The organism is Mycobacterium sp. E2462, from assembly GCF_001672685.1.
Taxonomy (GTDB): domain Bacteria; phylum Actinomycetota; class Actinomycetes; order Mycobacteriales; family Mycobacteriaceae; genus Mycobacterium.
The window spans coordinates 1-22,542 of the sequence record NZ_LZKC01000434.1; the positions used below are offsets into that span (position 1 = coordinate 1).

The 22,542-nt window shown below is 69.0% G+C and carries 18 protein-coding genes and 3 pseudogenes; 8 read left to right on the top strand and 13 right to left on the bottom strand.

Annotation, left to right across the window (positions count from 1 at the left end; translation table 11 throughout):
• A partial coding sequence (locus A5714_RS21970) for a hypothetical protein (RefSeq protein WP_156747441.1) occupies positions 1–219 on the bottom strand: 219 nt, incomplete at its 3' end.
• A 186-nt stretch (positions 220–405) separates the two neighbouring features.
• Between A5714_RS21970 and A5714_RS21975 the strand changes: the two genes are divergently transcribed.
• The 6 genes and pseudogenes from A5714_RS21975 (at position 406) to A5714_RS22000 (ending at position 7,797) form a co-directional block, all read left to right on the top strand.
• Entirely contained in the window at positions 406–1,566 is a 1,161-nt protein-coding gene (locus A5714_RS21975; protein ID WP_068068447.1) for an acyl-CoA dehydrogenase family protein, read from the top strand.
• A gap of 7 nt (positions 1,567–1,573) precedes the next feature.
• On the top strand, positions 1,574–2,683 hold the full coding sequence (locus tag A5714_RS21980) for an acyl-CoA dehydrogenase family protein (protein ID WP_068068444.1): 1,110 nt from the start codon (positions 1,574–1,576) through the stop codon (positions 2,681–2,683).
• Between the two features lie 69 nt (positions 2,684–2,752).
• Positions 2,753–3,122: pseudogene (locus A5714_RS21985) on the top strand (PPOX class F420-dependent oxidoreductase).
• A gap of 40 nt (positions 3,123–3,162) precedes the next feature.
• The gene (locus A5714_RS21990) at positions 3,163–4,224 is read left to right on the top strand and encodes a dihydrodipicolinate reductase (RefSeq protein WP_068288816.1); all 1,062 of its coding nucleotides are present in this window, start codon (positions 3,163–3,165) and stop codon (positions 4,222–4,224) included.
• A 202-nt stretch (positions 4,225–4,426) separates the two neighbouring features.
• On the top strand, positions 4,427–4,858 hold the full coding sequence (locus tag A5714_RS21995) for an MmpS family transport accessory protein (protein WP_231973754.1): 432 nt from the start codon (positions 4,427–4,429) through the stop codon (positions 4,856–4,858).
• Positions 4,855–7,797, top strand: a complete 2,943-nt coding sequence (locus tag A5714_RS22000; RefSeq protein ID WP_068288819.1) for an RND family transporter — start codon at positions 4,855–4,857, stop codon at positions 7,795–7,797. The genes A5714_RS21995 and A5714_RS22000 overlap by 4 nt, the downstream gene beginning before the upstream one ends.
• Here A5714_RS22000 and A5714_RS22005 read toward each other — a convergent pair.
• The 10 genes from A5714_RS22005 to A5714_RS22050 form a co-directional block, all read right to left on the bottom strand.
• Positions 7,794–8,627: a DegV family protein gene (locus A5714_RS22005; protein ID WP_068288822.1), complete on the bottom strand. Its 834-nt coding sequence runs from the start codon at positions 8,625–8,627 to the stop codon at positions 7,794–7,796. The genes A5714_RS22000 and A5714_RS22005 overlap by 4 nt on opposite strands.
• Before the next feature lie 4 nt (positions 8,628–8,631).
• On the bottom strand, positions 8,632–9,480 hold the full coding sequence (gene octT / locus A5714_RS22010; RefSeq protein ID WP_068288825.1) for a diglucosylglycerate octanoyltransferase: 849 nt from the start codon (positions 9,478–9,480) through the stop codon (positions 8,632–8,634).
• On the bottom strand, positions 9,470–10,141 hold the full coding sequence (gpgP, locus tag A5714_RS22015; protein WP_068288828.1) for a glucosyl-3-phosphoglycerate phosphatase: 672 nt from the start codon (positions 10,139–10,141) through the stop codon (positions 9,470–9,472). The genes octT and gpgP overlap by 11 nt, the downstream gene beginning before the upstream one ends.
• Positions 10,138–10,536, bottom strand: a complete 399-nt coding sequence (gene rsfS, locus A5714_RS22020; RefSeq protein WP_068073246.1) for a ribosome silencing factor — start codon at positions 10,534–10,536, stop codon at positions 10,138–10,140. The genes gpgP and rsfS overlap by 4 nt, the downstream gene beginning before the upstream one ends.
• Complete coding sequence (gene nadD, locus A5714_RS22025; protein WP_082959907.1) at positions 10,533–11,162, bottom strand: nicotinate-nucleotide adenylyltransferase; 630 nt, start codon at positions 11,160–11,162, stop codon at positions 10,533–10,535. The genes rsfS and nadD overlap by 4 nt, the downstream gene beginning before the upstream one ends.
• Positions 11,163–11,217: 55 nt before the next feature.
• A complete protein-coding gene (locus A5714_RS22030) occupies positions 11,218–12,666 on the bottom strand; it encodes a VWA domain-containing protein (RefSeq protein ID WP_068288831.1) in 1,449 nt (482 codons plus the stop codon).
• A 9-nt stretch (positions 12,667–12,675) separates the two neighbouring features.
• The gene (locus A5714_RS22035) at positions 12,676–13,551 is read right to left on the bottom strand and encodes a MoxR family ATPase (protein ID WP_068288833.1); all 876 of its coding nucleotides are present in this window, start codon (positions 13,549–13,551) and stop codon (positions 12,676–12,678) included.
• A 27-nt stretch (positions 13,552–13,578) separates the two neighbouring features.
• Positions 13,579–14,838 carry a glutamate-5-semialdehyde dehydrogenase gene (locus A5714_RS22040; protein WP_068288836.1) on the bottom strand — a complete coding sequence of 420 codons (1,260 nt, stop codon included), beginning with the start codon at positions 14,836–14,838 and terminating at the stop codon, positions 13,579–13,581.
• Positions 14,839–15,007: 169 nt separating this feature from the next.
• Complete coding sequence (locus A5714_RS22045) at positions 15,008–16,411, bottom strand: mechanosensitive ion channel domain-containing protein (protein ID WP_068288839.1); 1,404 nt, start codon at positions 16,409–16,411, stop codon at positions 15,008–15,010.
• Complete coding sequence (locus A5714_RS22050; protein ID WP_068288842.1) at positions 16,411–18,615, bottom strand: adenylate/guanylate cyclase domain-containing protein; 2,205 nt, start codon at positions 18,613–18,615, stop codon at positions 16,411–16,413. The genes A5714_RS22045 and A5714_RS22050 overlap by 1 nt, the downstream gene beginning before the upstream one ends.
• Positions 18,616–18,752: 137 nt before the next feature.
• Here A5714_RS22050 and A5714_RS22055 point away from each other — a divergent pair, with 137 nt between their 5' ends.
• The gene (locus A5714_RS22055; RefSeq protein WP_068288845.1) at positions 18,753–19,631 is read left to right on the top strand and encodes a PfkB family carbohydrate kinase; all 879 of its coding nucleotides are present in this window, start codon (positions 18,753–18,755) and stop codon (positions 19,629–19,631) included.
• On the opposite strand, the gene A5714_RS22060 is transcribed toward A5714_RS22055, so the two are convergent.
• Positions 19,628–20,449, bottom strand: coding sequence for a GntR family transcriptional regulator (locus A5714_RS22060; protein ID WP_231975953.1), 822 nt, complete (start codon positions 20,447–20,449; stop codon positions 19,628–19,630). The genes A5714_RS22055 and A5714_RS22060 overlap by 4 nt on opposite strands.
• Positions 20,450–20,519: 70 nt before the next feature.
• On the opposite strand from A5714_RS22060, the pseudogene A5714_RS22065 reads away from it, so the two are divergent.
• Positions 20,520–21,941 (top strand): annotated as a pseudogene (locus A5714_RS22065) (MmgE/PrpD family protein); the annotation flags it as partial.
• On the opposite strand, the pseudogene A5714_RS25675 reads toward A5714_RS22065, so the two are convergent.
• A pseudogene (locus A5714_RS25675) lies at positions 21,930–22,451 on the bottom strand (oxaloacetate decarboxylase); the annotation flags it as partial. The pseudogenes A5714_RS22065 and A5714_RS25675 sit on opposite strands and share 12 nt — an antisense overlap.
• Between the last annotated feature and the right edge of the window lie 91 nt (positions 22,452–22,542).

Here is a 22,542-nt window from a genome sequence, read left to right on the forward strand (position 1 = left end):
GGACGCGCGTATGACGACGGGCGGCGGGCCTACCGTCGGGCCATGCGAACGGAACTTCCCGCCGAGCGGCTGCAGCGCCGGCTCGGCGCCGAGCCGGACCTCGACGTCCGGTCCGCGGCCCCCGACCCGGCACCCGGTGACGGTGATGACCCCGCGTCCGAGGACGAAGGAGACGACCAGGATTCGCTGCAGCCGCTCGGCGGGAAGTTCCGTTCGCATGGCCCGACGGTAGGCCCGCCGCCCGTCGTCATCCGCGCGTCCGACGGCGTCCCGGCGCCCTGCTGTGGACTAACCGGAGGCTGTGTACAAGCGCGGTTACCGATGAGTCAAGATGGAGCGAGGAACTGGAGACGCGCGTCACTTTCGCGGGGTCACCACGTTCACCACCAGGCAAAGGAGGCCGCCATGCAATTGGCACTCACACCGGAGGAAGCCGCGTTCCGCGACGAACTTCGCACCTTCTACACCACCAAGATCCCCGAAGAGGTGCGCCAGCGGGTGCGCTCGGGCTCGGCGGAGGTGAACCACGAGGACATCGTCACCAGCCATAAGATCCTGCACGAGCACGGGCTCGCGGTGCCGAACTGGCCGGTCGAATGGGGCGGCAAGGACTGGACACCCACCCAGCACCAGATCTGGGCCGACGAGATGCAATTGGCGTGCGTCCCCGAACCGCTGAACTTCAACACCAAGATGGTCGGCCCCGTCATCGCCGAGTTCGGCTCGCAGGAGATCAAGGAGCGCTTCCTGCCGCCGACGGCCAGCCTCGACATCTGGTGGTGCCAGGGATTCTCCGAGCCGGAGGCGGGCTCGGACCTCGCCTCGCTTCGCACCACCGCGGTCCGTGACGGCGACAGCTACGTCGTCAACGGGCAGAAGACCTGGACCACGCTGGGGCAGTACGCGGACTGGATCTTCTGCCTGGTGCGTACCGACCCCGACGCCCCCAAGAAGCAGGCCGGGATCTCGTTCCTGCTCTTCGACGTGAAGACGCCGGGCGTGACGATGCGGCCGATCAAGACGATCGACGGCGGCCACGAGGTCAACGAGGTGTTCTTCTCCGACGTCCGGGTTCCGGCGAATCAGCTTGTCGGCGAAGAGAATCAAGGCTGGACCTACGCGAAGTTCCTGCTGGGCAACGAACGCACCGGGATCGCCGGTGTCGGCCGGACCAAGGTGCGTCTCGCCGAGGTGAAAAAGCACGCCGCCGCCACCGGCCTGTTGGCCGATCCGTTGTTCGCGGCCCGGCTCGCCGAGGCCGAAAACGAGTTGCTGGCACTCGAACTCACGCAGTCACGGGTGGTGTCCAGCTCGTCGGACGGCAAGCCCAACCCGGCCTCGTCGGTGCTCAAACTGCGCGGCAGCGAACTGCAGCAGGTGGCCACCGAACTGCTGGTCGAGGTCGCCGGCCCGGACGCGCTGCCCGCCGACGGGGCGGACATCGCGTCGCCGGCGTGGGCGCAACACAGCGCGCCGCACTACCTGAACTATCGCAAGACGTCGATCTACGGCGGCAGCAGCGAAGTGCAGCGCAACATCATCTCGTCCACCATTCTGGGATTGTGAGGCAGCCATGGACTTTCAGCTGAGCGACGAGCAGGCGCTGCTGCGCGACACCACGCGCGAGCTCCTGTCCCGCACCTACGATCCGGAGACCCGCAACAAGATCATCTCCTCCGACCTCGGTTGGAGCCGCGAGGTGTGGAGCCAATTGGCCGACACCGGGATCCTCGGGCTGGGCTTCGACCCGGAAGAGGCGGGCCAGAACGAGATCAGCGTCGTGCTCATCGAAGTCGGGCGGCGGTTGGCCCCCGAGCCGATCCTGCACGCCGCGCTGGGCCCCGGTTCGCTGATCGCCGAACTGGGCACCGACGCGGACAAGGAACTGCTCGACGAGGTGGCCGCCGGGCAGCGGCTGCTGGCGTTCGCGCACCTGGAGCCGCGTCGGCCGCAAGCCGATGGCCTGGCGACTCGCGCTGAGCGACAAGGTGATTCGTGGACCGTGAGCGGGCGCAAGAACCCCGTGCTGGCCGGCGACAGCGCCGACACCCTGGTGGTCAGCGCGGCGCTGCCCGACGGCGGCACCGGCCTGTTCCTGGTCGACGCCGCCGCCGACGCGGTCACCCGCCACCCCTACCCAACGTTCGATGGCCAGCGCGGAGCCCAGATCGATCTGGACAAGGCGGCGGCGCAACCCCTCGGAGCGGGCCAGGACGCGTCGCGCGCCATCCGCGACGCCACCATCCGCATCCAGTCGGGGCTGTGCTCGGAGGCGGTCGGCGCGATGGAGGAGGCGCTGCGCCTGACCACCGATTACCTCAAGACGCGCAAGCAGTTCGGCGTCACGCTCAGCAAGTTCCAGGCGCTCACCCAGCGCGCCGCCGACATGTACGTCTCGCTGGAACTGGCGCGCAGCATGGGCCTGTACGCGGCGATGTCGATCGCCGACGGCAACCTCGACCCCGTCATCGCCTCGCGCGCCAAGCTGCAGATCGGCCGCTCGGGCCGGCACATCGCGCAGGAAGCGGTGCAACTGCACGGCGGGATCGGCGTGACCGCGGAATACCCCGTCGCCCACTACGCGGCCCGGCTCACCGCGATCGAGCACACGCTCGGCACGTCCAGTGACCACCTGCACAACCTGATCGACCACCTGGGCGACTACGACCTGGCGAGGCTGTAGCGCGTGGCCGAGCCGCCGAAGCTGTCGGCGAAGGTCGTCGAGTTCCTGAGCGCGGGCACCCGCACCGGCATGCTCGGCTACCTCGCCGCCGACGGGCGGGCGGCCGCTCGTCGCGCCGGTGTGGATCATCGTCGACGACGACCAGGTGGTGTTCAACACCGGCCGCGACTCGGCGAAAGGCCGTGCCCTGTCCCGGGATTCGCGGGTGACCCTCTGCGTCGACGACCCGCACCCGCCGTTCTCCTTCGTCCAGGTGCAGGGCGTGGCGACCCTGACCGACGATCCCCAAGAGTTGCTGAGCACCGCGACGCGCATCGCCGGCCGGTATATGGGTGCGGATCGGGCCGAGGAGTTCGGCCGCCGCAACGCCGTGCCCGGCGAACTGGTGGTGCGTGTGCGTCCCACCAAGGTCATCGCCGGGTTCGACATCAGCGAGTAGCCCCCGTCACGCCAGCCTCACTCACGTCAAAGGAGCCGCGATGAGCATCACCAGCACAGACCGTCCGCTACGGGTCATCCAGTGGACCACCGGCAACATCGGGCGGCGTTCGCTGCACGCCATCATCGGCAGGCCCGACATGGAATTGGTCGGCGTCTACGCTCACGGCGCGGACAAGGTGGGCGTCGACGCCGCCGAGCTGTCCGGTTGGCCGGAACCGACCGGCGTCCAGGCCACCAACGACGTCGACGCGCTGATCGCGTTGGGCGCCGACGCCTGCTGCTACAACCCGTTGTGGCCCAGCGTCGACGAGTTGGTGCGGTTGCTGGAATCGGGTGTCAACGTGTGCACCAGCGCGGCCTGGATCACCGGCGGCAAGCAGTCGCCGCAAGACCGCGAGCGCATCCTGGATGCCTGCAAGCGCGGCGAGTCGACGATCTTCGGCAGCGGCGCCCACCCGGGCATGACCAACATGGTCGGCATGGTGCTGTCGGCCTCGTGTGAGCGCGTCGACGAGATCCGCATCACCGAGTCGGTGGACTGCTCGACTTACGAATCGGCGGAAACTCAGAGGGCCATGGGCTTTTCGCAGGATCCCGACTCCCCGGGGCTCGCCGAGAACGTGCGTCGGGAAAGCGAGGTGTTCGCCGAATCCGCGGCCATGATGGCCGACGCGATCGGGGCCACGCTGGACCGGATGACGTTCGACGTGACGTTCACCGCGGCCACCGCCGATTCCGACCTGGGCTTCATGACCATCCCCGCGGGCACCGTCGGCGGCGTCTACGGCTACCACCGCGGCTGGCAGGGCGACCGCAACGTCGTCAGCGTCGGGTTCAACTGGACCATGGGCAATCACGTCGAGCCGCCCAAGCCGCTCGAGCACGGGCACGTGATCCAGGTGTTCGGCCTGCCCAACATGCGCACGGTGTTGCACTGCCTGCCCCCCAAAGACTGGACGGAGCCCGGCTTCATGGGTCTGGGCATGATCTACACCGCCATGCCGGTGACCAACGCGGTGCCCGCGGTGGTGGCCGCCGCCCCCGGGATCGCGACCCTGGCCGACCTGCCGCCGGTCACCGGGCGGGTGGCGGCCCCATGACGCTATGGCGTCCGCCACACTAACGCGCCCCGGAGGAACGCCCCCGTGCACTAAGGTTTAGAGTGCTTAGCCGAGCAAATGTTTCGGTGACAACGGGTGTCGTCAGCGGCGATGGCGGGTTCTCGCAATACGCGTGCGGGGCCGGCGGGCGGTGAAAGGCGGTCGGGCAGTGGCTGGTTCGAAATCAGGCTCACGTTCCGGCGTGCTCACGCGCGGACTCAAGCGGGCGTGGATCCCCCTGGTGTTGGTGGTGGTTCTCAGCATCTCCGCGGTGGGGGTGTCCCGGCTCCACAAGGTCTTCGGCTCCAAGGACCTCAACGCCAACGCCGGCGCGGGCATCGAGATCGTGCAGTTCAACCCCAAGGTCGTCGTGTACGAGATCGCCGGGCCGCCCGGCAGCACGGCCAACATCAACTACTGGGACGCCGACGCGAACACCCACCAGGTCAACGGGGCCCCGCTGCCGTGGCAGGTCACGATCTCGACCACGTTGCCGTCGGTGAGCGCCAACATCATGGCGCAGGCCGATGCCGATGAGATCAGTTGCAAGATCACCGTCGACGGAATCGAGCGAGAACATCAACAGTCCGCAGGCCACAACGCCCAAACCTTCTGCCTGGTGAAGTCCGCATGACCGACATCAACAACAAGATCGGCAGCCACCGCGACCTGAGCGCCGACGACACCGGTCCTATCAGGACCGCCGACGGCGGCAAGCCCGAACGCGGCCACCGCCCCTTCCTGCCGCACATGATCCGCATCTTCGCGGTGCCCATCATCATCGGCTGGGTCGCCGTCACGGTGCTGGTGAACGTCCTCATTCCCCCGCTCGAGACGGTCAGCGAGATGCACTCGGCTCCGATGACCCCGCTCGACGCGCCTTCGATGAAGGCGATGATGTTGATGGGGCACAACTTTCACGAGTTCGACTCCAACAGCACGGTGATGATCGTGATCGAGGGTCAGCAGCCGCTGGGCCCCGACGCGCACAAGTACTACGACGAGCTGATCCGCAAGCTGCGCCAGGACCCGAAGCACATCCAGCACATCCAGGACTTCTGGGGCGACCGGCTGACAGCGGCCGGCGCGCAGAGCGCCGACGCCAAGGCGTCGTACACGCAGATCAACCTCGCCGGCAACCAGGGCACGACGCTGGCCAACGACTCCGTCGAGGCCGTCCGCAAGGTGATCGAACACACCCAGGCGCCCCCCGGGGTGAAGGCCTACGTGACCGGCCCGGCCGCCCTGTCCGACGATATGCACCTGATCGGCAATGACAGCCTGGCCAAGATCACGTTGTTCACGCTGGCCGCCATCGCGATCATGCTCTTGTTGGTCTACCGGTCCATTTCGACGACGCTGATCCAGCTGTTCATGACCTTCGTCGGGCTGGCCTGCTCGCGGGGTGTGGTCGCGCTCCTCGGGTACAACGACGTCTTTGGGCTCACCACGTTCGCCGCCAATATCCTCACGATGCTGGCGATCGCCGCCGCGACGGACTACGGCATTTTCCTCGTCGGTCGCTACCAGGAGGCGCGCCAAGCCGGTGAGGACCCGGAAAGCGCTTACTACACCACCTTCAAGAGTGTCGCCCCGGTGATCCTGGGGTCCGGTCTCACGATCGCCGGCGCCACCTACTGCCTGAGCTTCGCGCGGTTGCCGTGGTTCAACACCATGGGCGCGCCCGTGGCGATCGGCATGCTCGTCGTCGTCCTGGCCGGCCTCACGCTCGGTCCGGCCGTCGTCTTCCTGGGCAGCCGGTTTCACCGCTTCGAGCCCAGGGGCGCGGCCAAGCGGACGGGGCTGTGGCGTCGGGTCGGCATCGCGGTCGTTCGTTGGCCCGCACCAATTTTGGCCGTCAGCGGCGCCGTCGTCCTGGTCGGCATGGTGGTGTTGCCCAGCTTCAAGACCAGCTACAACGACCGCTACTACCTGCCGGAATCGGCGCCGTCGAACGTCGGGCAGGCCGCCGCCGACCGGCACTTCTCCCAGGCCCGGATGAACCCGGATCTGCTGATGGTCGACGCCGACCACGACATGCGCAACCCCGCCGACATGTTGGTGCTGGACAAGGTCGCCCGCAACGTCCTGCGAACCATCGGCATCGCGATGATCCAGGACATCACCCGGCCGTTGGGCATCCCGATTCAGCACAGCTCCATACCGTTCCAGAACAGCATGCAAAGCCAGACGACGATGCAGAACATGCAGTTCCTCAAGGACCGGATGGGCGACATCCTCAAGATGGCCGACGAGATGCAGACCATGATCGGCACCACCGAGCGGATGTACCGGGTGACGCAGGATCTGGCCAACGCCGCCGACGACAGCGCCAAGACCACCAGGGAGACGTCGGAGATCACCGACGAATTGCGGAACCACATCGCCGATTTCGACGATTTCTTCCGGCCGATCAAGTCGTACTTCTACTGGGAGAAGCACTGCTTCGACATCCCGATCTGCTGGTCACTGCGGTCGTTGTGGGACTCCCTCGACGGTTTCGACGACCTGGCCGGGCAGTTCCACATCCTGTCCGACGACATCACCCGTACCGCCGCGGCGACGCACGAGATGCTGGTGCTGATTCCGTCGATGATCAACTCGCTGAAGATCACCCACGGCCTGACCCTGACGATGTACCAGACGTTCAAGGCGATGCTCGACCAGATGGACGCGTTGAGCAACACCGCGATCGTGATGGGTCAAAGCTTCGACCAGTCCAAGAACGACGACCTGTTCTACCTGCCCCCGGAGGCGTTCCAAAACCCGGACTTCCAGACGGGTCTGCGAATGTTCTTGTCGCCGGACGGCAAGTCGGCGCGCTTCTTCGTCACCCACCAGGGTGACCCGATGAGCCCGGAGGGCATCGCGCGTGTCGACGCCGAACGGGTGGCCGCACAGGAGGCGCTGAAGATGTCGTCGCTGTCGGACGCCAAGGTCTACCTCGGTGGAACCGCCGCGACGTTCAAGGACATGGCCGACGGCGAGAAGTACGACTTGATGATCGCCGTGCTGTCCGCCCTGACGCTGATCTTCATGATCATGTTGATCCTGACCCGCAGCGTGGTGGCCGCGGTGGTCATCGTCGGCACCGCCGCCAGCTCGATCGCCGCGTCGTTCGGCTTGTCGGTGCTGATCTGGCAGGACCTGGTGGGCCTCAAGATCCACTGGATCGTGGCGGCGCTCTCGGTCATCATCCTGTTGGCCGTCGGCTCCGACTACAACCTGCTGCTGGTGTCGCGGTTCAAGGAGGAGATCCACGCCGGGCTCAAGACCGGGACGATCCGCTCGATGGGCGGCACCGGCGGAGTGGTAACCGCCGCGGGTCTGGTGTTCGCGTTCACCATGGCGTCCATGCTGGGCAGCGATCTGAAGGTGCTGGGCCAGTTCGGCTCGACCGTCTGCATCGGCCTGCTGCTGGACACGCTGGTGGTGCGCACCCTGTTGATGCCGTCGATCGCCACCCTGCTGGGCCGGTGGTTCTGGTGGCCGCAAGTGGTGCACCCGCGCGGGGACAACGCCCGCCGGCCGGCGTCGGCACCGGCGCCGACGCCGGTGACCGCCCCGGTCTAACCCGGCGGCAGCTGCACGCACACCGCGACTGCGCCGGCGCCGACGTGCAATGCCAGCACCGGGCCCAGCGGCGTGATGATCGGCTGCGCGCAGGCCGGCAGGCGTCGGCGCAGCGCCGCGGCGACGGCGTCGGCGCCGTCGGGGTTGTTGACGTGATGCACCGCCAGCTCGGCCGCCCCGTCGCCCACCGCCTCGCACACCCGGTCGATCATCGTCTCGGTCGCGTGGCCGACGGTGCGGACCCGTTGCGCCAGAACGAGTTTGCCGTCGTCGATGCGCAGCAACGGCTTGAGCGCCAAGGCGGTGCCCAGCCACGCCGCGGCGCCGCCGATCCGCCCGCTGCGGCGCAGGTTGTCCAACCGGTGCACCACGATGAAGGCGTGGCCGCGCGTCACCGCCGCTTCGGCCGCCGCCGCGACGGCGGCCACGTCGGCCCCGGCCGCGGCGGCACGGGCGGCGGCGAGCGCGACGAAGCCGGTGCCCATGGCGGCCGAGCGCGAGTCGACGATCCGCACGCTGGGGTCCAGGTCCGCCGCGGTGCGTTCGGCGGCCCGGCAGGTGCCCGACAACGCCGACGAAATGTGCACGGCCACAACGCCGTCGCCGCCGCTGTCGGCGAGCGCACGCTGGTAGGCGTCGGCTAGTTCCGCGGGCGTGGCCGCCGCGGTGGTGGCTTCGAGCTGATAGATGTCGTCGGGGATGTCGTCCACGCCGTCGCGCAAATCCGCACCGTCGAGCAGGATGTGCAGCGGGACCACGCGGATCCCCCACTCGGCGGTCAGGTCGGCCGGCAGCCGCGCCGACGCGTCGGTCACCACGATGACGGGCATGGCGCTAGTGGGGCTTCTCGGTCGCCACGCCGTCTGCATTGCGCGGCTCCTCAGCATCGCGCTTCGCGCTCTGCATCGTCGCCACGCCGTCTGCATTGCGCGGCTCCTCAGCATCGCGCTTCGCGCTCTGCATCGTCGCCACGCCGGCTTCCGCGAGCGCCTTGAGCATCAGTTCCGCCACCGCCCGGTGCGCTTCGAAATTCCAATGGATGCCGTCGGGATTGCCGTGGCCGCTGAGGATCTGCTCGGCGACGGCGGCCTTCAAATCCACCAGCGGCACCCCCCGGGCACGAGCCCACTCGCTGATCGCGGCCGCGGTGGCGGCCCGGCCGTGGTGGGCCCTGCCGTAGGTGTCGGCGATGTGCACCGACGGCAGCGCCGCGACCACCGGGATGCCGGGCCGGTTGAAATCGATTGCGGCGCAGGTCTGTTCGAGGTAGTCGGCGCTCAGATGCGCCGGCAGGGCGGAGCGGGCCACCGGCGAGAGTCGGGGCTGCAGCCAGCCGTATCCGTCGCGCACCCACCGACGCAGCCACGGTGGCCGCACGTAGCGGATCAATTCGCGCAGAGCGGTGGGCAGCACCGAGGGCAGCGAATCCATGCCGCCGGTGGCGAAGACAACCGCGCCCGCCCGCGGCAGCGCCGCCCAGGCGCGCGGGTCCTGGGTCGCCGCCCACCAGACGTCGCGGCAGGTCCAGCCGATTCGACCGATCAGTTCGACATCCCAATCAAGTTGCGCGGCAACGATATTCGGCCAGATCCTGGGGTCGTCGGCGGGCAGGCCACCGGTCGGGCCGTAGTAGGCCAGCGAGTCGGCGAAGATCAGCAACGTGGGCCGGCGCTCACAGGACATCGTTGGACACCTGAGCCGAGGCGTTCCACACGTCCAGGCGCCACCGGATGGCGGTCGGGTCAGCGCCGTCGCGGGAGTACCCCGACAGCTGCACCCAGCTGGCGTTGCCCATGCCGCCCAGCACCGGCCAGTTGTCGACGGGAAGCCGCAGCAGCGCGGCCGACAGCGCGGCGATCAAGCCGCCGTGCGCCACCAACACCACCGGCCGGTCGGCGTGCGTCGGGTCGCCCCATTCCGGTTCGGAGGCAATAAGTTCGGTGACCACGGGCAGGCTCCGGGCCGCGACGTCGACCCTGCTCTCACCGCCGTGCGGTGCCCAGGTCGCGTCGTCGCGCCAGGCCAGCCGGGCCCCCGGCGCCTGCGCGTCGACGTCGGTGTGGGTCAGGCCCTGCCAGTCGCCCAGGTGGGTTTCGCGCAGCCGTTCGTCGCGCAACACCGGCAGGCCGGTGCGCTCACCCAACCGGATCGCGGTGTCGTAGGCGCGGTGCAGGTCCGAGGACACGATCCGCAGCGGGTGCAACTTTCCCAGGACCTCGGCGGCGGCGATCGCCTGCGCCCGGCCCAGCTCGCTGAGCTCGGTGTCCAGCTGCCCCTGCATGCGGTTGCCGGCGTTGTATTCGGTCTGCCCGTGCCGCAGCATGACCAGGCGACGGGTCGTCATTGCGGGTCCGCTGATTCGTCGGTGTCCCCGGGGTCGTCGATCAACTCCACCGGCACCACCGGGCAGTCGCTCCAAAGCCGGTCCAGCGCATAGAAATTGCGGTCTTCCTGATGCTGCACGTGCACGACGATGTCGCGGTAGTCCAGCAGCGTCCAGCGGCCCTCGCGGGCGCCCTCGCGGCGCGCCGGCTTGTATCCGGCCCGACGCATCTTCTCCTCGACCTCGTCGACGATGGCGTTGACCTGCCGCTCGTTGGAGGCCGAGGCGATGACGAAGCAGTCGGTGATGACCAACTGGCCGGAGACGTCGATGACGACGACGTCGTCGGCCAGCTTCGACGCGGCTGCGCTGGCGGCCACGGTCGCCATGGCGATGGCCTCCTCGTTCGCGCTCACGACACCTCCCCCACGGGTTTGCGGTACAGCCGGCGCTTGGACACGTACTGCACCACGCCGTCGGGCATCAGGTACCACAGCGGCCGCCTCTCCTCGGCGCGGCGGCGGCAATCGGTCGACGAGATGGCCAGCGCCGGGATCTCGACGAGCGTCAGCGCACCGTCGGCCAGCTCGCCGAGCACGCCGGTGATGTGTTCGCGGCGCAGCTCGTAACCGGGCCGGCTCACCCCGATGAAGCGGGCCAAATCGAAGACCTCCTCAAAGCCTTGCCACGAGAGTATGGAAGCCAGGGCGTCGGCGCCGGTGATGAAGTAGAGCTCGGAGTCCGGGTTGGCGATGTGCAGGTCGCGCAGCGTGTCGCGGGTGTAGGTGGGCCCGGCGCGGTCGATGTCGACCCGGCTCACCGAGAAGCGGGGATTGGACGCGGTGGCGATCACGGTCATCAGGTAGCGGTCCTCGGCGGCGGAGACGTCGCGGTCCTTCTGCCAGGGTTGACCGCTGGGCACGAAGACGACTTCGTCGAGATCGAACAGGTCGGCGACCTCGCTGGCAGCCACCAAGTGGCCGTAATGGATCGGGTCGAACGTCCCGCCCATCACGCCCAGCCTGCGGAGCTGCTTTTGCACGATGTGCCAGCTTACTGGAGCCGCGCCGGTCCGCCGGTTTCGCTCGGGCGGACCCTCAGACCGGGAGCAGCTGGTCGATCACGCCGGCGAGTTGCTTGGCCGACCGGCACTCGTGCATCGCGATGACCTCCTGATACCGCGGGACCGCCGAGTCACCGCTGCCCCACAGGTGCTTGGGCTCCGGGTTCAACCAGTGCGCGTGCCGGCTGGAGGTCACCATGTGCGCCAGCAATCCGGTCTCGGGGTTGCGGTAGTTGGTGCGGCCGTCGCCGAGCACCAGCAGCGAGCTGCGGGGCGACAGCACGTTGGGGAACGCCTGCACGAACGACGCGAACGCGTTGCCGTAGTCGGAATGCCCGTCGCGGCTGTAGACGCCGGCCTCGCGGGTGATCCGTTGGATGGCCACGGCGAGGTCGGCGTCCGGCCCGAACATGTGGGTGACCTCGTCGGTGGTGTCGATGAACGCGAACACCCGCACGCGGGAGAACTGCTGGCGCAGCGCGTGCACCAGTAGCAAGGTGAAGTGGCTGAATCCCGCGACCGAGCCGGACACGTCGCAGAGCACCACCAGCTCGGGGCGCGCCGGGCGCGGCTTGGACAGCACCACGTCGATCGGGACCCCGCCCGTGGACATCGACTTGCGCAGCGTCTTGCGCAGGTCGATGGTGCCGGACCGGCGGCGTCGGCGCCGGGCGGCCAGCCGGGTCGCCAGCGTCCGGGCCAGCGGCGCCACCACGCGCCGCATCTGGCGCAGCTGATCGCCCGAGGCGCGCAGGAATTCGACGTTCTCCGACAGCTGCGGGATGCCGTACATCTGGACGTGGTCACGGCCCAACTGCTCGGCGGTACGCCGTTTGGTTTCGGCGTCGACCATCTTGCGCAGCTGCGAAATGCGTTGCGCGGCCATCGCTTTGGCAATCTGTTCCTGGCTGGGCGTCGGCTCGTCACCGTACGGCGCCAGCAGGCCCGCCAGCAGTTTGCCCTCCAACTCGTCGAGCGCCATCGCCTTGAGCGCCTGATACGACGAGAACGACGGCCCGCGGCTGGAGCTGTACTTGCCGTAGGCCTCGACGATCCGCGCGATCATGGCGACCAGCCGCTCGTCCATGTCGGCGAGGTCGGGGTTCTGGGTCAGCAGGTCCGCCAGCATCTGGCGCATCGCTTCGACGTCGTCGGGTGGCAACGCGGTGTCGTCCGGCGTCGCGTCCGCCTCGTCGCCGAGCACCACCGCGCGCGTCCCCAGCGCGGCCGGGAACCATAGGTCGAACATGGCGTCATAGGTTTCGCGGTGGTCGGGGCGGCGCAGGACCGCGCAGGCGATGCCCTCGCGCAGCACCTCGCGGTCGCTCAAGCCGAGGGTGGCCATCACCCGACCGGCGTCCACGGTCTCCGATGGTCCCACCGAAATCCCAACCCCGCGAAGGGCTTCCACGAAACCCACCAGATGGCCGGGCAGCCCGTGCGGGGCGAGCGGCCGCGCGGGTCGAATACGACGGGGGGCCATGGCTGCCTCCTAGTTCAACCGGAGCTCGCCGGTCGCGCGCTGCTGGTCGGATTGATGCTTAAGCACCACACCCAGCGTGGCGGCGACGACGGCGTCGTCGATGGTGTCCAGGCCCAAGGCGAGCAGTGTGCGGCCCCAGTCGATGGTCTCGGCGACCGACGGCACTTTCTTCAGCTGCATGCCGCGCAGGACGCCCACGATGCGCACCAGCTCCTGCGCCAGGTGCTCGGGCAGCTCCGGAACGCGGGAGAGCAGGATGCGCCGCTCCAGGTCGGGCGAGGGAAAGTCGATGTGCAAAAACAAGCATCGGCGCTTGAGCGCCTCGGAGAGCTCCCGAGTGGCGTTGGAGGTCAGCACGACGAACGGGGTGCGTTCGGCGGTGATGGTGCCCAATTCGGGCACGGTGACGGCGAAGTCGGACAGCACCTCGAGCAGCAGGCCCTCGATCTCGATGTCGGCCTTGTCCGTCTCGTCGATCAGCAACACGGTCGGCTCGGTGCGCCGGATCGCGGTCAGTAGCGGGCGCTGCAGCAGGAACTCCTCGCTGAAGACGTCGTCCTTGGTCGCGTCCCAGTCCCCCGATCCCGCCTGGATGCGCAGGATCTGCTTGGCGTGGTTCCACTCGTAGAGGGCGCGGGCCTCGTCGACGCCCTCGTAGCACTGCAGGCGGACCAGCCCGGAACCGGTGGCCTGGGCGACGGCGCGGGCCAGCTCGGTCTTGCCGACCCCGGCGGGGCCCTCGACAAGCAGCGGCTTGCCCAGCCGGTCGGCCAGGAACACCGCCGTCGCGGTGGCGGTGTTGGGCAGGTAACCGGTTTCGGCCAACCGCCGGGACACGTCGTCGATGTCGGCGAACAGCGGCTTGGACCGGGCGGGCAGGCTCACAGTGGCTTCTCCTAGGGCACGGGTGGGTCAGGCCGGACGAATTTGCCCGTCTCCCCAGGCAATCCATTTGGTCGAGGTCAGTTCGGGCAGCCCCATGGGGCCGCGGGCGTGCAGCTTCTGCGTCGAGATGCCGATTTCGGCGCCGAAACCGAATTGCTCGCCGTCGGTGAATGCCGTCGAGGCGTTCACCATGACCGCGGCGGCATCCACGGCGTCGGTAAACCGTTGCGCCGCAGCCATATTGCTGGTCACGATGGCCTCGGTGTGCCCGGTGCCGTATTCGTTGATGTGGGCGATCGCCGCGTCGATGCCGTCGACTACCGCCACCGCGATGTCCATCGACAGGTACTCGCGGCGCAGATCGTCCTCGTCGGCGTCGCTGTGCGTCCCGCCGTGCACGGTCACGCCCGCGTCCTGAAGGGCCGTCACCAACCGCGGCAGCGCCGTATCGGCGATAGCGGCGTCCACCAGCAACGTCTCGGCGGCGTTGCAGACGCTGGGCCGGCGCGTCTTGGAGTTCAACAGGATGCGTTCGGCCACTTCCAGATCGGCGCCCTCGTGCACGTAGACGTGACAGTTGCCGACGCCGGTCTCGATGGTGGGCACCTGCGCGTCGCGCACCACCGCGTTGATCAGGCTCGCTCCCCCGCGCGGGATCACCACGTCGACCAGCCCACGGGCCTGAATCAGGTGCGTCACGGTGGACCGGTCGGCGACCGAGAGCAGCTGCACCGCGTCGGCCGGCAGGTCCTCGCTGACCAGTGAGGCCCGCAGCACCTGCACCAGCGCCTGGTTGGACCGCTCGGCCGAGGAACTGCCGCGCAACAGCACGGCATTGCCGGACTTGAGCGCCAAGCCGAACGCGTCGACCGTGACGTTGGGCCGGCCCTCGTAGATGATCCCGACCACGCCGAGCGGCACCCGCTGCTCCCGCAGGTGCAGGCCGTTCGGCAGAGTGTAGCCGCGCAGCACCTCCCCGACCGGGTCGGGCAGCCCGGCCACCTGGCGCAGGCCGGCGGCGATGCCCTCGACCCGCTTCGGGTTCAGCGCCAGCCGGTCGAGCATCGCCGCGGCGGTGCCCGCGGCGCGGGCGGCGTCCAGGTCGTCGGCGTTGGCCGACAGGATCAGGTCGGTGTGGGCCGAGACCGCATCGGCGGCGGAACGCAGCGCCTGGTCCTTGGCGACCGTCGGCAGTAGGGCCAGCACGCGGGACGCGACCCGGGCGCGGCGGGCGGCATTGTGCACCTCCTGACGTAAGTCAGGCAGCGGTGGTGCTTGCAGACTCATTGAACCAGGGTAACGGGCGGCGAGCCGCCGGGTGCGGCGGCCCGAACGGCGGCGATCGCCGCTCGCCCCATGGCGGCGACCCGCATCGCCCGGCTCCGCCGCCCTCGCGATCGCCGCGCCCCACGGCGGCGACCCGCATCGCCCGGCTCCGCCGCCCTCGCGATCGCCGCTAGCCCACCCGCTCGTCGCGGCGCGCGCTGCGCACCTTGCTGCGACGCTCCTCGATGATCTTGCCGAAGCTCTGCAACAGCACCGGCGCACGCGACACCAGGTGCTCGATGTGCTCGCGGTCGATCTCCAGCGCGGTGACCTCTTCCAGGGCGTAGGCGCTGGCCAGGTTGGGCTGCCGGGTCAGCGCGGTCAGACCCAGGAACGACCCCTCGACCAGCGTGCTGATCGGCACCAACGTCCCGTCGTCGGCCGTCGTGGTCAGTTGCACGCGCCCGCGCACCAGAAACGTCATGGTCGCCGGCACCTGGCCGGCGTACTCGACGACTTCGTCGGCGCCGTAGCGCACCATCCGCGCGGCCGAGCGCAACGACCGCTGCTCCTCGGCCCCGATGCGCAACGCGGGCGCCACCACGGTGTGCAGCGCGTGCTCGACGCGCTCGGGCGTCGAGAAGTCGTCGTCAGCGTCGTCGAGGCGCAACCGTTCCCGCCGCGCGGCGTACCAGGTCCAGCGCAGAAACGTTGCCTTGGCCGCGCCCGCGTCACCCGGCGAGTCGAGTCCGATGGTGGTGCGGTACTCGCCGCCCCCCAGCGGCACCGACCGCGGGACGCTGCCCGGCTTGAGCTGCGGCAGCGCCTGCGCGACGCGGGTCAGCAGCGCGCAGACGCGGTCCGGCGGATCGACGCTGGAGAACGTCGTCGTCACCGCCAGCTTGTGCGCGCCGGGCGGGCGGCTCAGGTTGGTGAACGCGGTGCTGGCGAGCATCGAGTTCGGCATGACCCGGATGCCGCTGCCCGTGTCCAGGTGCACCGAGCGCCAATTCACCTCGACGACGCGCCCCCGCGCGGTCCCGGTGTCCAGCCACTCGTCGATCCGGAAGGGCTGCTCGAACAACATGAACAGGCCGGACACGATCTGGCCGACCGAGTTCTGCAGCATCAGGCCGATCACGACCGAGGTGATGCCCAGCGCGGTGAAGATGCCGCCGATCCGCACACCCCAGATGTACGACGACATGATCGCCAGGCCGACGCCGATCACGCCCAGCCGAGCGACATCCAGGAAGATCGTGGGAAGCCGCTTGCGCCAACTCTTTTCGGGCGCGCCCTCGAAGACCGTGGCATTCAGACCGGACAGCACCAGCACCAACACCAGCAGCCCGAACACGGTCGTCAGGACACGGACCGGCGCGTTGCCCGCGGGGACCTGCGAGGCCTGCACCAAGAGCAACAACAACGCGCCCAACGGCAGCAGGAAGTTGCGCAGCAGGCCGACCTGCCGGGCCAAGCTGCTGCCCCTGCGCAGCAGCGCGTCGTGCAGCTCGGTGAGCGCGATCATCCCGATCGGCAGGCCGATCGCGATGCCGATCGCCCAGTAGAACCACGAGGAGTTGAAAAGATTCATCAACGTTCCAACAGTCGATAGATCGCCTGGTCGGTGCCGCCCACCGAGATGCTGCCCGCCGGAGTGAAGTGCCGGACATCGCGCAGCGCCTCGTACACCTGCGAACTCACGTATATTCCGGGTTGCGGTGCGCCGCTGTGCATTTGGTAAGCCAGGCTGACCGCCCCGCCCCACATGTCGTAGACCAGCCCGGAGCGGCCGACCAGGCCGCTGACCACGTTGCCGGTGTTGACGCCGACCCGAGAACCCAGCTGGTGATGGGATTGGCTGTTGAAGCGGTCGATGATGCGGCCGATCTCGAGAGCGAAGTCGACGGCGCGGTGGATGCTGTCCAGCCGGGGGGTGACCACGCCACAGCTGGCCAGATACCCGTTGTGGAAGGTGCGGATCCGTTCCACACCAAGGGAGTCAGCCGCCGAATCGAATTGCCGGAACAGTTCGTCGACGGTCGCTACCAGCTCGTCCTCGGGCAGGTAGTTGGAGAGCTCGTCGAGCCCTACGATGTCGGCGTAGATGATGGCGACGTCCTGATGTTTCTCGGCGATGGTCTCCTCACCCTCGCGATAGCGTTGCAACACCGATTCGGGCATCAGCGCCAGCATCAGACGTTCGTTCTCGCGGCGCTGCTCGTTGAGCAACTCCTCTTTGATCGCCAAGCTTCGACTCATCTCGTTGAACGCCGCTGTCAGATCGCCGATTTCGTCGCGTCGCCGAACCGGGAGGTTGATTTCGTAGTCACCGGAGCTGATCTTGCGGGTGCCCTCCTCAAGGCGCCGGACGGGCCGCACCGCGGCCTGCGCGACCAACATCGAGGCCACACAGATGGCAAAGATCATCGCCGCGACGGCGATCACCAGCGTCTTGCTGAACCTGCCGAGCCGCGCGAAGGCGTCAGAGTTGTCACGGGTCGCGAGGATCGACCAGTGCAGGTTGGAATTCGGGATCTGCACCGGCGCATAGGCTTCCAGCTCACGATTACCCATGTAGTCGATGGCGCTGACCACCCCGGTCTCGCCGCGTTGCGCGGCCCGCAGTCCCGCCGTGTCCACCGGTTGCACCAGCGTCGTGCCACCCAGCCGGATCGCGCGGTCCACCACGTCCGGCGGCGTGCCCGCGTCGATCGCCGCGCGCCGGTACCCCTGCGGGTCCTCGATGAAATCTCGCGAGTCCGAGCGCATCAGGTCGTCGGGACCCGCCAGGTAGGTTTCCGTGGCGGGGCCCATGCCCGCCGCCTCCCAGTGCTTGTCGGCGGTCATGATCTTGTTGATCTTCGCGACCGGCACCGGCAGGGCCATGACGCCCTCGAACTTGCCGTTCATGCCCACCGGCGACACCACCCACGCCGTCGGGGTGTCGAGCTGCGGTTGGTACTGCTGGAAGTCGGTGATCCAGACGAAGTCGACGTCGTTGGACGCCAATGCCTTCTGATAGGCCTCCCGCAGTTTCGACTCGCGGTAGGGGCCGGTGAGGATGTTGGTGCCCAGATCGGGGCCCTTCATGACGCTGTAAACGACGTTGCCCTGCATGTCGAGCAGCAGCGCGTCGCGGTAGTCGAACCGGCTGACGATGCCGCGCATGTAGAAGTCGAAGCGCGCGTTGGCCGCCGACCACGCGCTGCCGTCGCCGGCATCCGGCGGGGGCGGCGATTCAGGCGTGGGCCGGGGCGCCGCGGTGTAGTAGGCCTGAACGTACTTCTGAGCGTTGGAGTTCGGCAGCACCGCCCTGATGTCGATGGTGTCACCGGAGATGCGCTTGATCGGCTTGATCATGTCGTCGTCGTAATAGTTGACCAACGCCTGCTGCTGGGCCGGGGTGATGGTGGCGTTGGCCAGTTGCGCGAAGTCCGCGCTGAGCGCCGTCGTCGCCTCGTTGATGCTGAACCCGCCGCTCCAGACGATCAGCGAGTTCGACACCTCCCGGAACAGCGCCTGCACCGCCCGCTTCTGCGATTCCCGTAACTCGATCAACCGCTCGGACTCCACCTGCCGCAACGCATTTCGCCCCGATACCGCCCCGATGAGTCCGATGACCGCCACACCCAGGATGCTCGACAGCAACATCATGACGAGGATCTTGGACTGCAGACCGAACCGGAAGCGGCTCAGCACCGGCGGGCGGGCCCGCCTGACGGTCCGCCGCGTCGCACCGGTCGGGGGGCTGTCGTCGGCGGCGTGACCGGCGTCCGTCAACTCGCTCGTGGTCAAGCGCGTCCCCTTCGGTCGAATCGTGATGTCTGCGTCGGCATCGCTCAGGCAGCACAATATCGCGCGGACCTCAAGAAATGGGCGTTTGCGGGGATCCGTCGGGCGGCCGGAACCGGGTCCCGGCTACCGTCGGCCCCATGGCCGGTGTCTGTGTAGTGGGCAGCGTCAATCTCGACCTGTCGTTGGCCGTCGACGCCCTGCCCCGCCCGGGTGAGACGGTGCTGGCGTCGTCGCTGAGCTCCGCGCCCGGCGGCAAGGGCGGCAATCAGGCGGTGGCGGCGGCGCGCGCGGGCGCCCGGGTGCAGTTCGTCGGGGCCGTCGGCGACGACGCGGCCGCCGCCCGGTTGCGCACTCACCTGGAATCCAACGGCGTCGGCCTGGACGGGACCGTCACGCTGACGGGGCCGAGCGGGACGGCGATCGTCGTCGTCGATGCCGACGCCGAGAACACCATCGTGGTCGCGCCGGGCGCGAACGCGCGCCTGACGCTGAGCGACGACACCGCCCGCGCCGTCGTCTCCGGCTGCGACGTGCTGTTGACCCAGCTGGAGATTCCGGTGCCCACCGCGGCCGCGGCGGCGCGCCACGCCAGGTCGGCGGGGGCCGTGGTCATGGTCAACGCCTCGCCGGCCGGACAGGACCCCGCGGCGCTGCGCGAGCTGGCGGGTTTCGCGGACGTCGTGGTGACGAACGAGGATGAAGCCGACGAATGGGCTTGGCGCTGCGACCATTTCGTCGTGACCCTGGGATCACGAGGAGCCCGTTACTCGGGCGCCGACGGTGACTACACCGTGCCCGCGCCCGCGGTGACGGCGGTGGACACCACCGGGGCGGGCGACGTGTTCGCCGGGGTGTTGGCCGCGAACTGGCCGCCACGTCCCGGCTCTGCGGAGGGCCGGCGCCGCGCGGTGCGGCGCGCCTGCGCCGCGGGCGCGCTGGCCACGCTGGTCCGCGGCGCCGGTGATTGCGCACCCGCGGCCGACGCGATCGAGGCGGCACTGGCCGGGACGCGTTAGCCGCCACGCCCGCCGACGTCGTGCGCGATGCGCAGGCCGTCGCCGGTCTCCATCTCCTCGGCCGTCTGGCTCAACAGGATGCGGCTGCGGCTCGGCGAGAGCAGGGCCGACACATAGTGGTGTGGCGCGCCGCCGACGAAGGCCAGGCGGTTGGTCCGCAACAGCGCCGCGCCGATCGTGATGTCCAGGAGCTGGGCGTAGCGTGGGCCCGCGATCTCGGCGGTGATCTCGTGGCGCATCCCGTCCACCTCGATTCCGGCGCCGGAGAGCAGCTCGTAGAGCGGGGCGGCGCGCAGCGCTGACTCGGTCAGTACGGGCGCCAGGTCCGTCGGCAGCCACGCGTCGGTCACCAGCAACGGCTCGCCCGTCCTGCGCTGCCGGCGCACCCGTACGAGCTGCAGCAGTTCCGCCGACGTCCCGAGCGCCTCGGCCACCGGCCGTGGCGGGTACCGGATGTCGCGTTCGGTCACCTCGACCGCGGTCTCGAACTGGGTTTGTTGCAATCCCTGTAGGTAGGACCGTCCCACTCCGATGCCCTCGTCCGCCGGATCATGTTCTCGCACAAAGGATCCGACACCGTGGCGTCGCTCAATGTAACCCTGCTCGGCCAGGTCCGCCAGCGCCCGGCGCACGGTGATGCGCGAAACCCCGAACTGATCGCACAGCGTCTGCTCGGAGGGCAATGCCTCCCCGGGGGCCAGCACGCCGCGATCGATCTCGTCGTGCAGCACCAGGAACAGCTGCCGGTGCAGCGGCACGCCGGCGCCCGCGGAGACCCGTTTACCGCCGTACTGCCGCACGGTGACCCATGTTTCCACACGGCCGCCCTTGCGCCGCTTCAACAGTTGTTATAGAACTATAACAACCAACGGGTCGAGAGGAGTCACGATGAGCGCACCGGCGCCGCCCGCGGCCACCGACCCGGCGGGACCGACCGGTCGCCTTGCCACCTGGGTCGCGGACCTCGCGCTAACCGACGTGCCGCCGCCCATCGTCGAACGCGCCAAGCACCTCCTGCTCGATGGCATCGGGTGCGCCCTGATCGGCGCCCAGTTGCCGTGGTCCCGGCTCGCCACCGGGGCCGTGCTCGATCTGGAAAGCCCCGGCCCCACCGTGGTCGTCGGCACCGGCCGCACGACCGGGGCGCCCGCCGCCGCCATCCTCAACGGCACCTTCATCCAGGGCTTCGAACTCGACGACTTCCATCCCCTGGCCCCGCTGCACAGCTGCTCGCTTGTAATTCCCGCGCTGCTGTCGACCGCCGCGACCCGGACGGTCCCGACGACGGGCGCCGACCTGTTGCTCGCGGCGATCGCCGGGTTCGAAGTCGGTCCGCGGGTGGGCCTGACCTTGCACGGCACCCAGATGCTCGACCGCGGCTGGCACTCGGGCGCGGTGTTCGGCACCCACGCGGCGGCAATGGCGTCCGGCAAGCTGCGCGAACTGCCCCCGGCGCAACTCGAAGACGCCCTCGGCCTGGCCGGCACGCAATCGAGCGGATTGATGGCCGCGCAGTACGAGGCCATCAGCAAGCGCATGCACCATGGCCTGGCGGCGCGCAACGGCTTCTACGCCGCCGGCCTCGCTGCGGCCGGCTACACCGGCATCAAGCGGGTGTTCGAGCGCGAATACGGCGGCTTCCTCAGCGTTTTCGGTGAGGGCCACGACCCCGACGCGGCGCTGTTGACCGCCGGACTCGGCGAGCACTGGGAAACCGGCGTCATCATGGTCAAGTCCTACGCCGCCATGGGCGGTCTGCACGGGGCCATCGACGCCGCGCGCCGACTGCGCCGGCAGGTGGCCCCCGACGACATCACCGCGATCGACATCACCGTCGGCGAAACGATCTACAAGCACGGTTGGTGGCCACCGCAACGGCCCCTCACCCCGATCGGCGCCCAGATGCACATCGCCTACGCCACCGCCGCGGCCCTGCTGGACGGCAACGTGCTGCCCGAGCAGTTCACGCCCGCGCGGCTGGACTCCGACGACATCTGGTCGTTGATCGCGGCGACGTCGGTGCACCTCGACGCGTCGCTGACCCGCGCCGACGAGAAGTGGCGCACCGATCTTGTCGTGACGACGCGCGACGGCGCGGTGCACCGCGCCCGCGTGTCGGTGCCCCACGGCGCCCCCACCGATCCGGTGACCAACGCCGAACTCGCCGCGAAATTCCACGCGCTTGCCGACCGGGTGACCAGCCGCGCCCGCGCCACCGCGATCGAGGCGGCGCTGACGGGCCTAGACAGCCTCGAGGACATCGCAGACCTCATCGACCTGCTCGCCCCGCCCGTCGCGGGCGCGCTCGATCGCGGCGTCCAAGCCGAGTGGTGCGCGGGCATCGGTGCGGGCCACCACCAGCAAGTCGTCATCCGAGCGAGCGTCCAGCGCCGCGGCCAGGGTCTGCTCGAACACCGCCGCGTCGACTACCTGCTTGTCCGGTAGGTGACCGCAGCGCTTGGGAAAGACTTGATCCTCCAACTGGATCGCCGCCACCCCGGCCGCGTCGTAGGCGCGCACGGTCCGAACCACGTTCATCGGTCCGCCGTAACCGGTGTCGGCGTCGGCGATCAGCGGGACGTCGCCCAGCACCTGGGTGATCATGGCGGCCCGCTCGGCCATCTCGGAACCGGTCACCAGCCCGATGTCGGGCAGCCCGAAGCCCGAGGCCGCCACGCCGGCGCCCGTCAGGTAGGCCGCGGCGTGGCCGGTCCGCTTGGTCAGTTGTGCCGAGATGCCGTCGAAAACGCCTGGCGCGATGATCAATTCGCGGCTATCGAGCAGTTCCCGGAGTCGTCGCCGGGGTGCGGTGCTGGGCATGTCGTTCCTTTCAGTCGAGCGCGCCCGCGACGGGCGGGGCGAGCAGGTCGATGAGGTCTGCGATGTCCTCGAGGCTGTCTAGGCCCGTCAG

Coding starts and splice junctions, on each gene's coding strand:
- A5714_RS22030 (WP_068288831.1), bottom strand. CDS start 12,666: ATGGCCCCCCGTCGTATTCGACCCGCGCGGCCGCTCGCCCCGCACGGG.
- octT (WP_068288825.1), bottom strand. CDS start 9,480: ATGTCCTGTGAGCGCCGGCCCACGTTGCTGATCTTCGCCGACTCGCTG.
- A5714_RS22005 (WP_068288822.1), bottom strand. CDS start 8,627: ATGCCCGTCATCGTGGTGACCGACGCGTCGGCGCGGCTGCCGGCCGAC.
- gpgP (WP_068288828.1), bottom strand. CDS start 10,141: ATGACGACCCGTCGCCTGGTCATGCTGCGGCACGGGCAGACCGAATAC.
- A5714_RS22055 (WP_068288845.1), top strand. CDS start 18,753: ATGGCCGGTGTCTGTGTAGTGGGCAGCGTCAATCTCGACCTGTCGTTG.
- A5714_RS21990 (WP_068288816.1), top strand. CDS start 3,163: ATGAGCATCACCAGCACAGACCGTCCGCTACGGGTCATCCAGTGGACC.
- A5714_RS22000 (WP_068288819.1), top strand. CDS start 4,855: ATGACCGACATCAACAACAAGATCGGCAGCCACCGCGACCTGAGCGCC.
- A5714_RS21975 (WP_068068447.1), top strand. CDS start 406: ATGCAATTGGCACTCACACCGGAGGAAGCCGCGTTCCGCGACGAACTT.
- A5714_RS22040 (WP_068288836.1), bottom strand. CDS start 14,838: ATGAGTCTGCAAGCACCACCGCTGCCTGACTTACGTCAGGAGGTGCAC.
- A5714_RS21980 (WP_068068444.1), top strand. CDS start 1,574: ATGGACTTTCAGCTGAGCGACGAGCAGGCGCTGCTGCGCGACACCACG.
- A5714_RS22045 (WP_068288839.1), bottom strand. CDS start 16,411: ATGAATCTTTTCAACTCCTCGTGGTTCTACTGGGCGATCGGCATCGCG.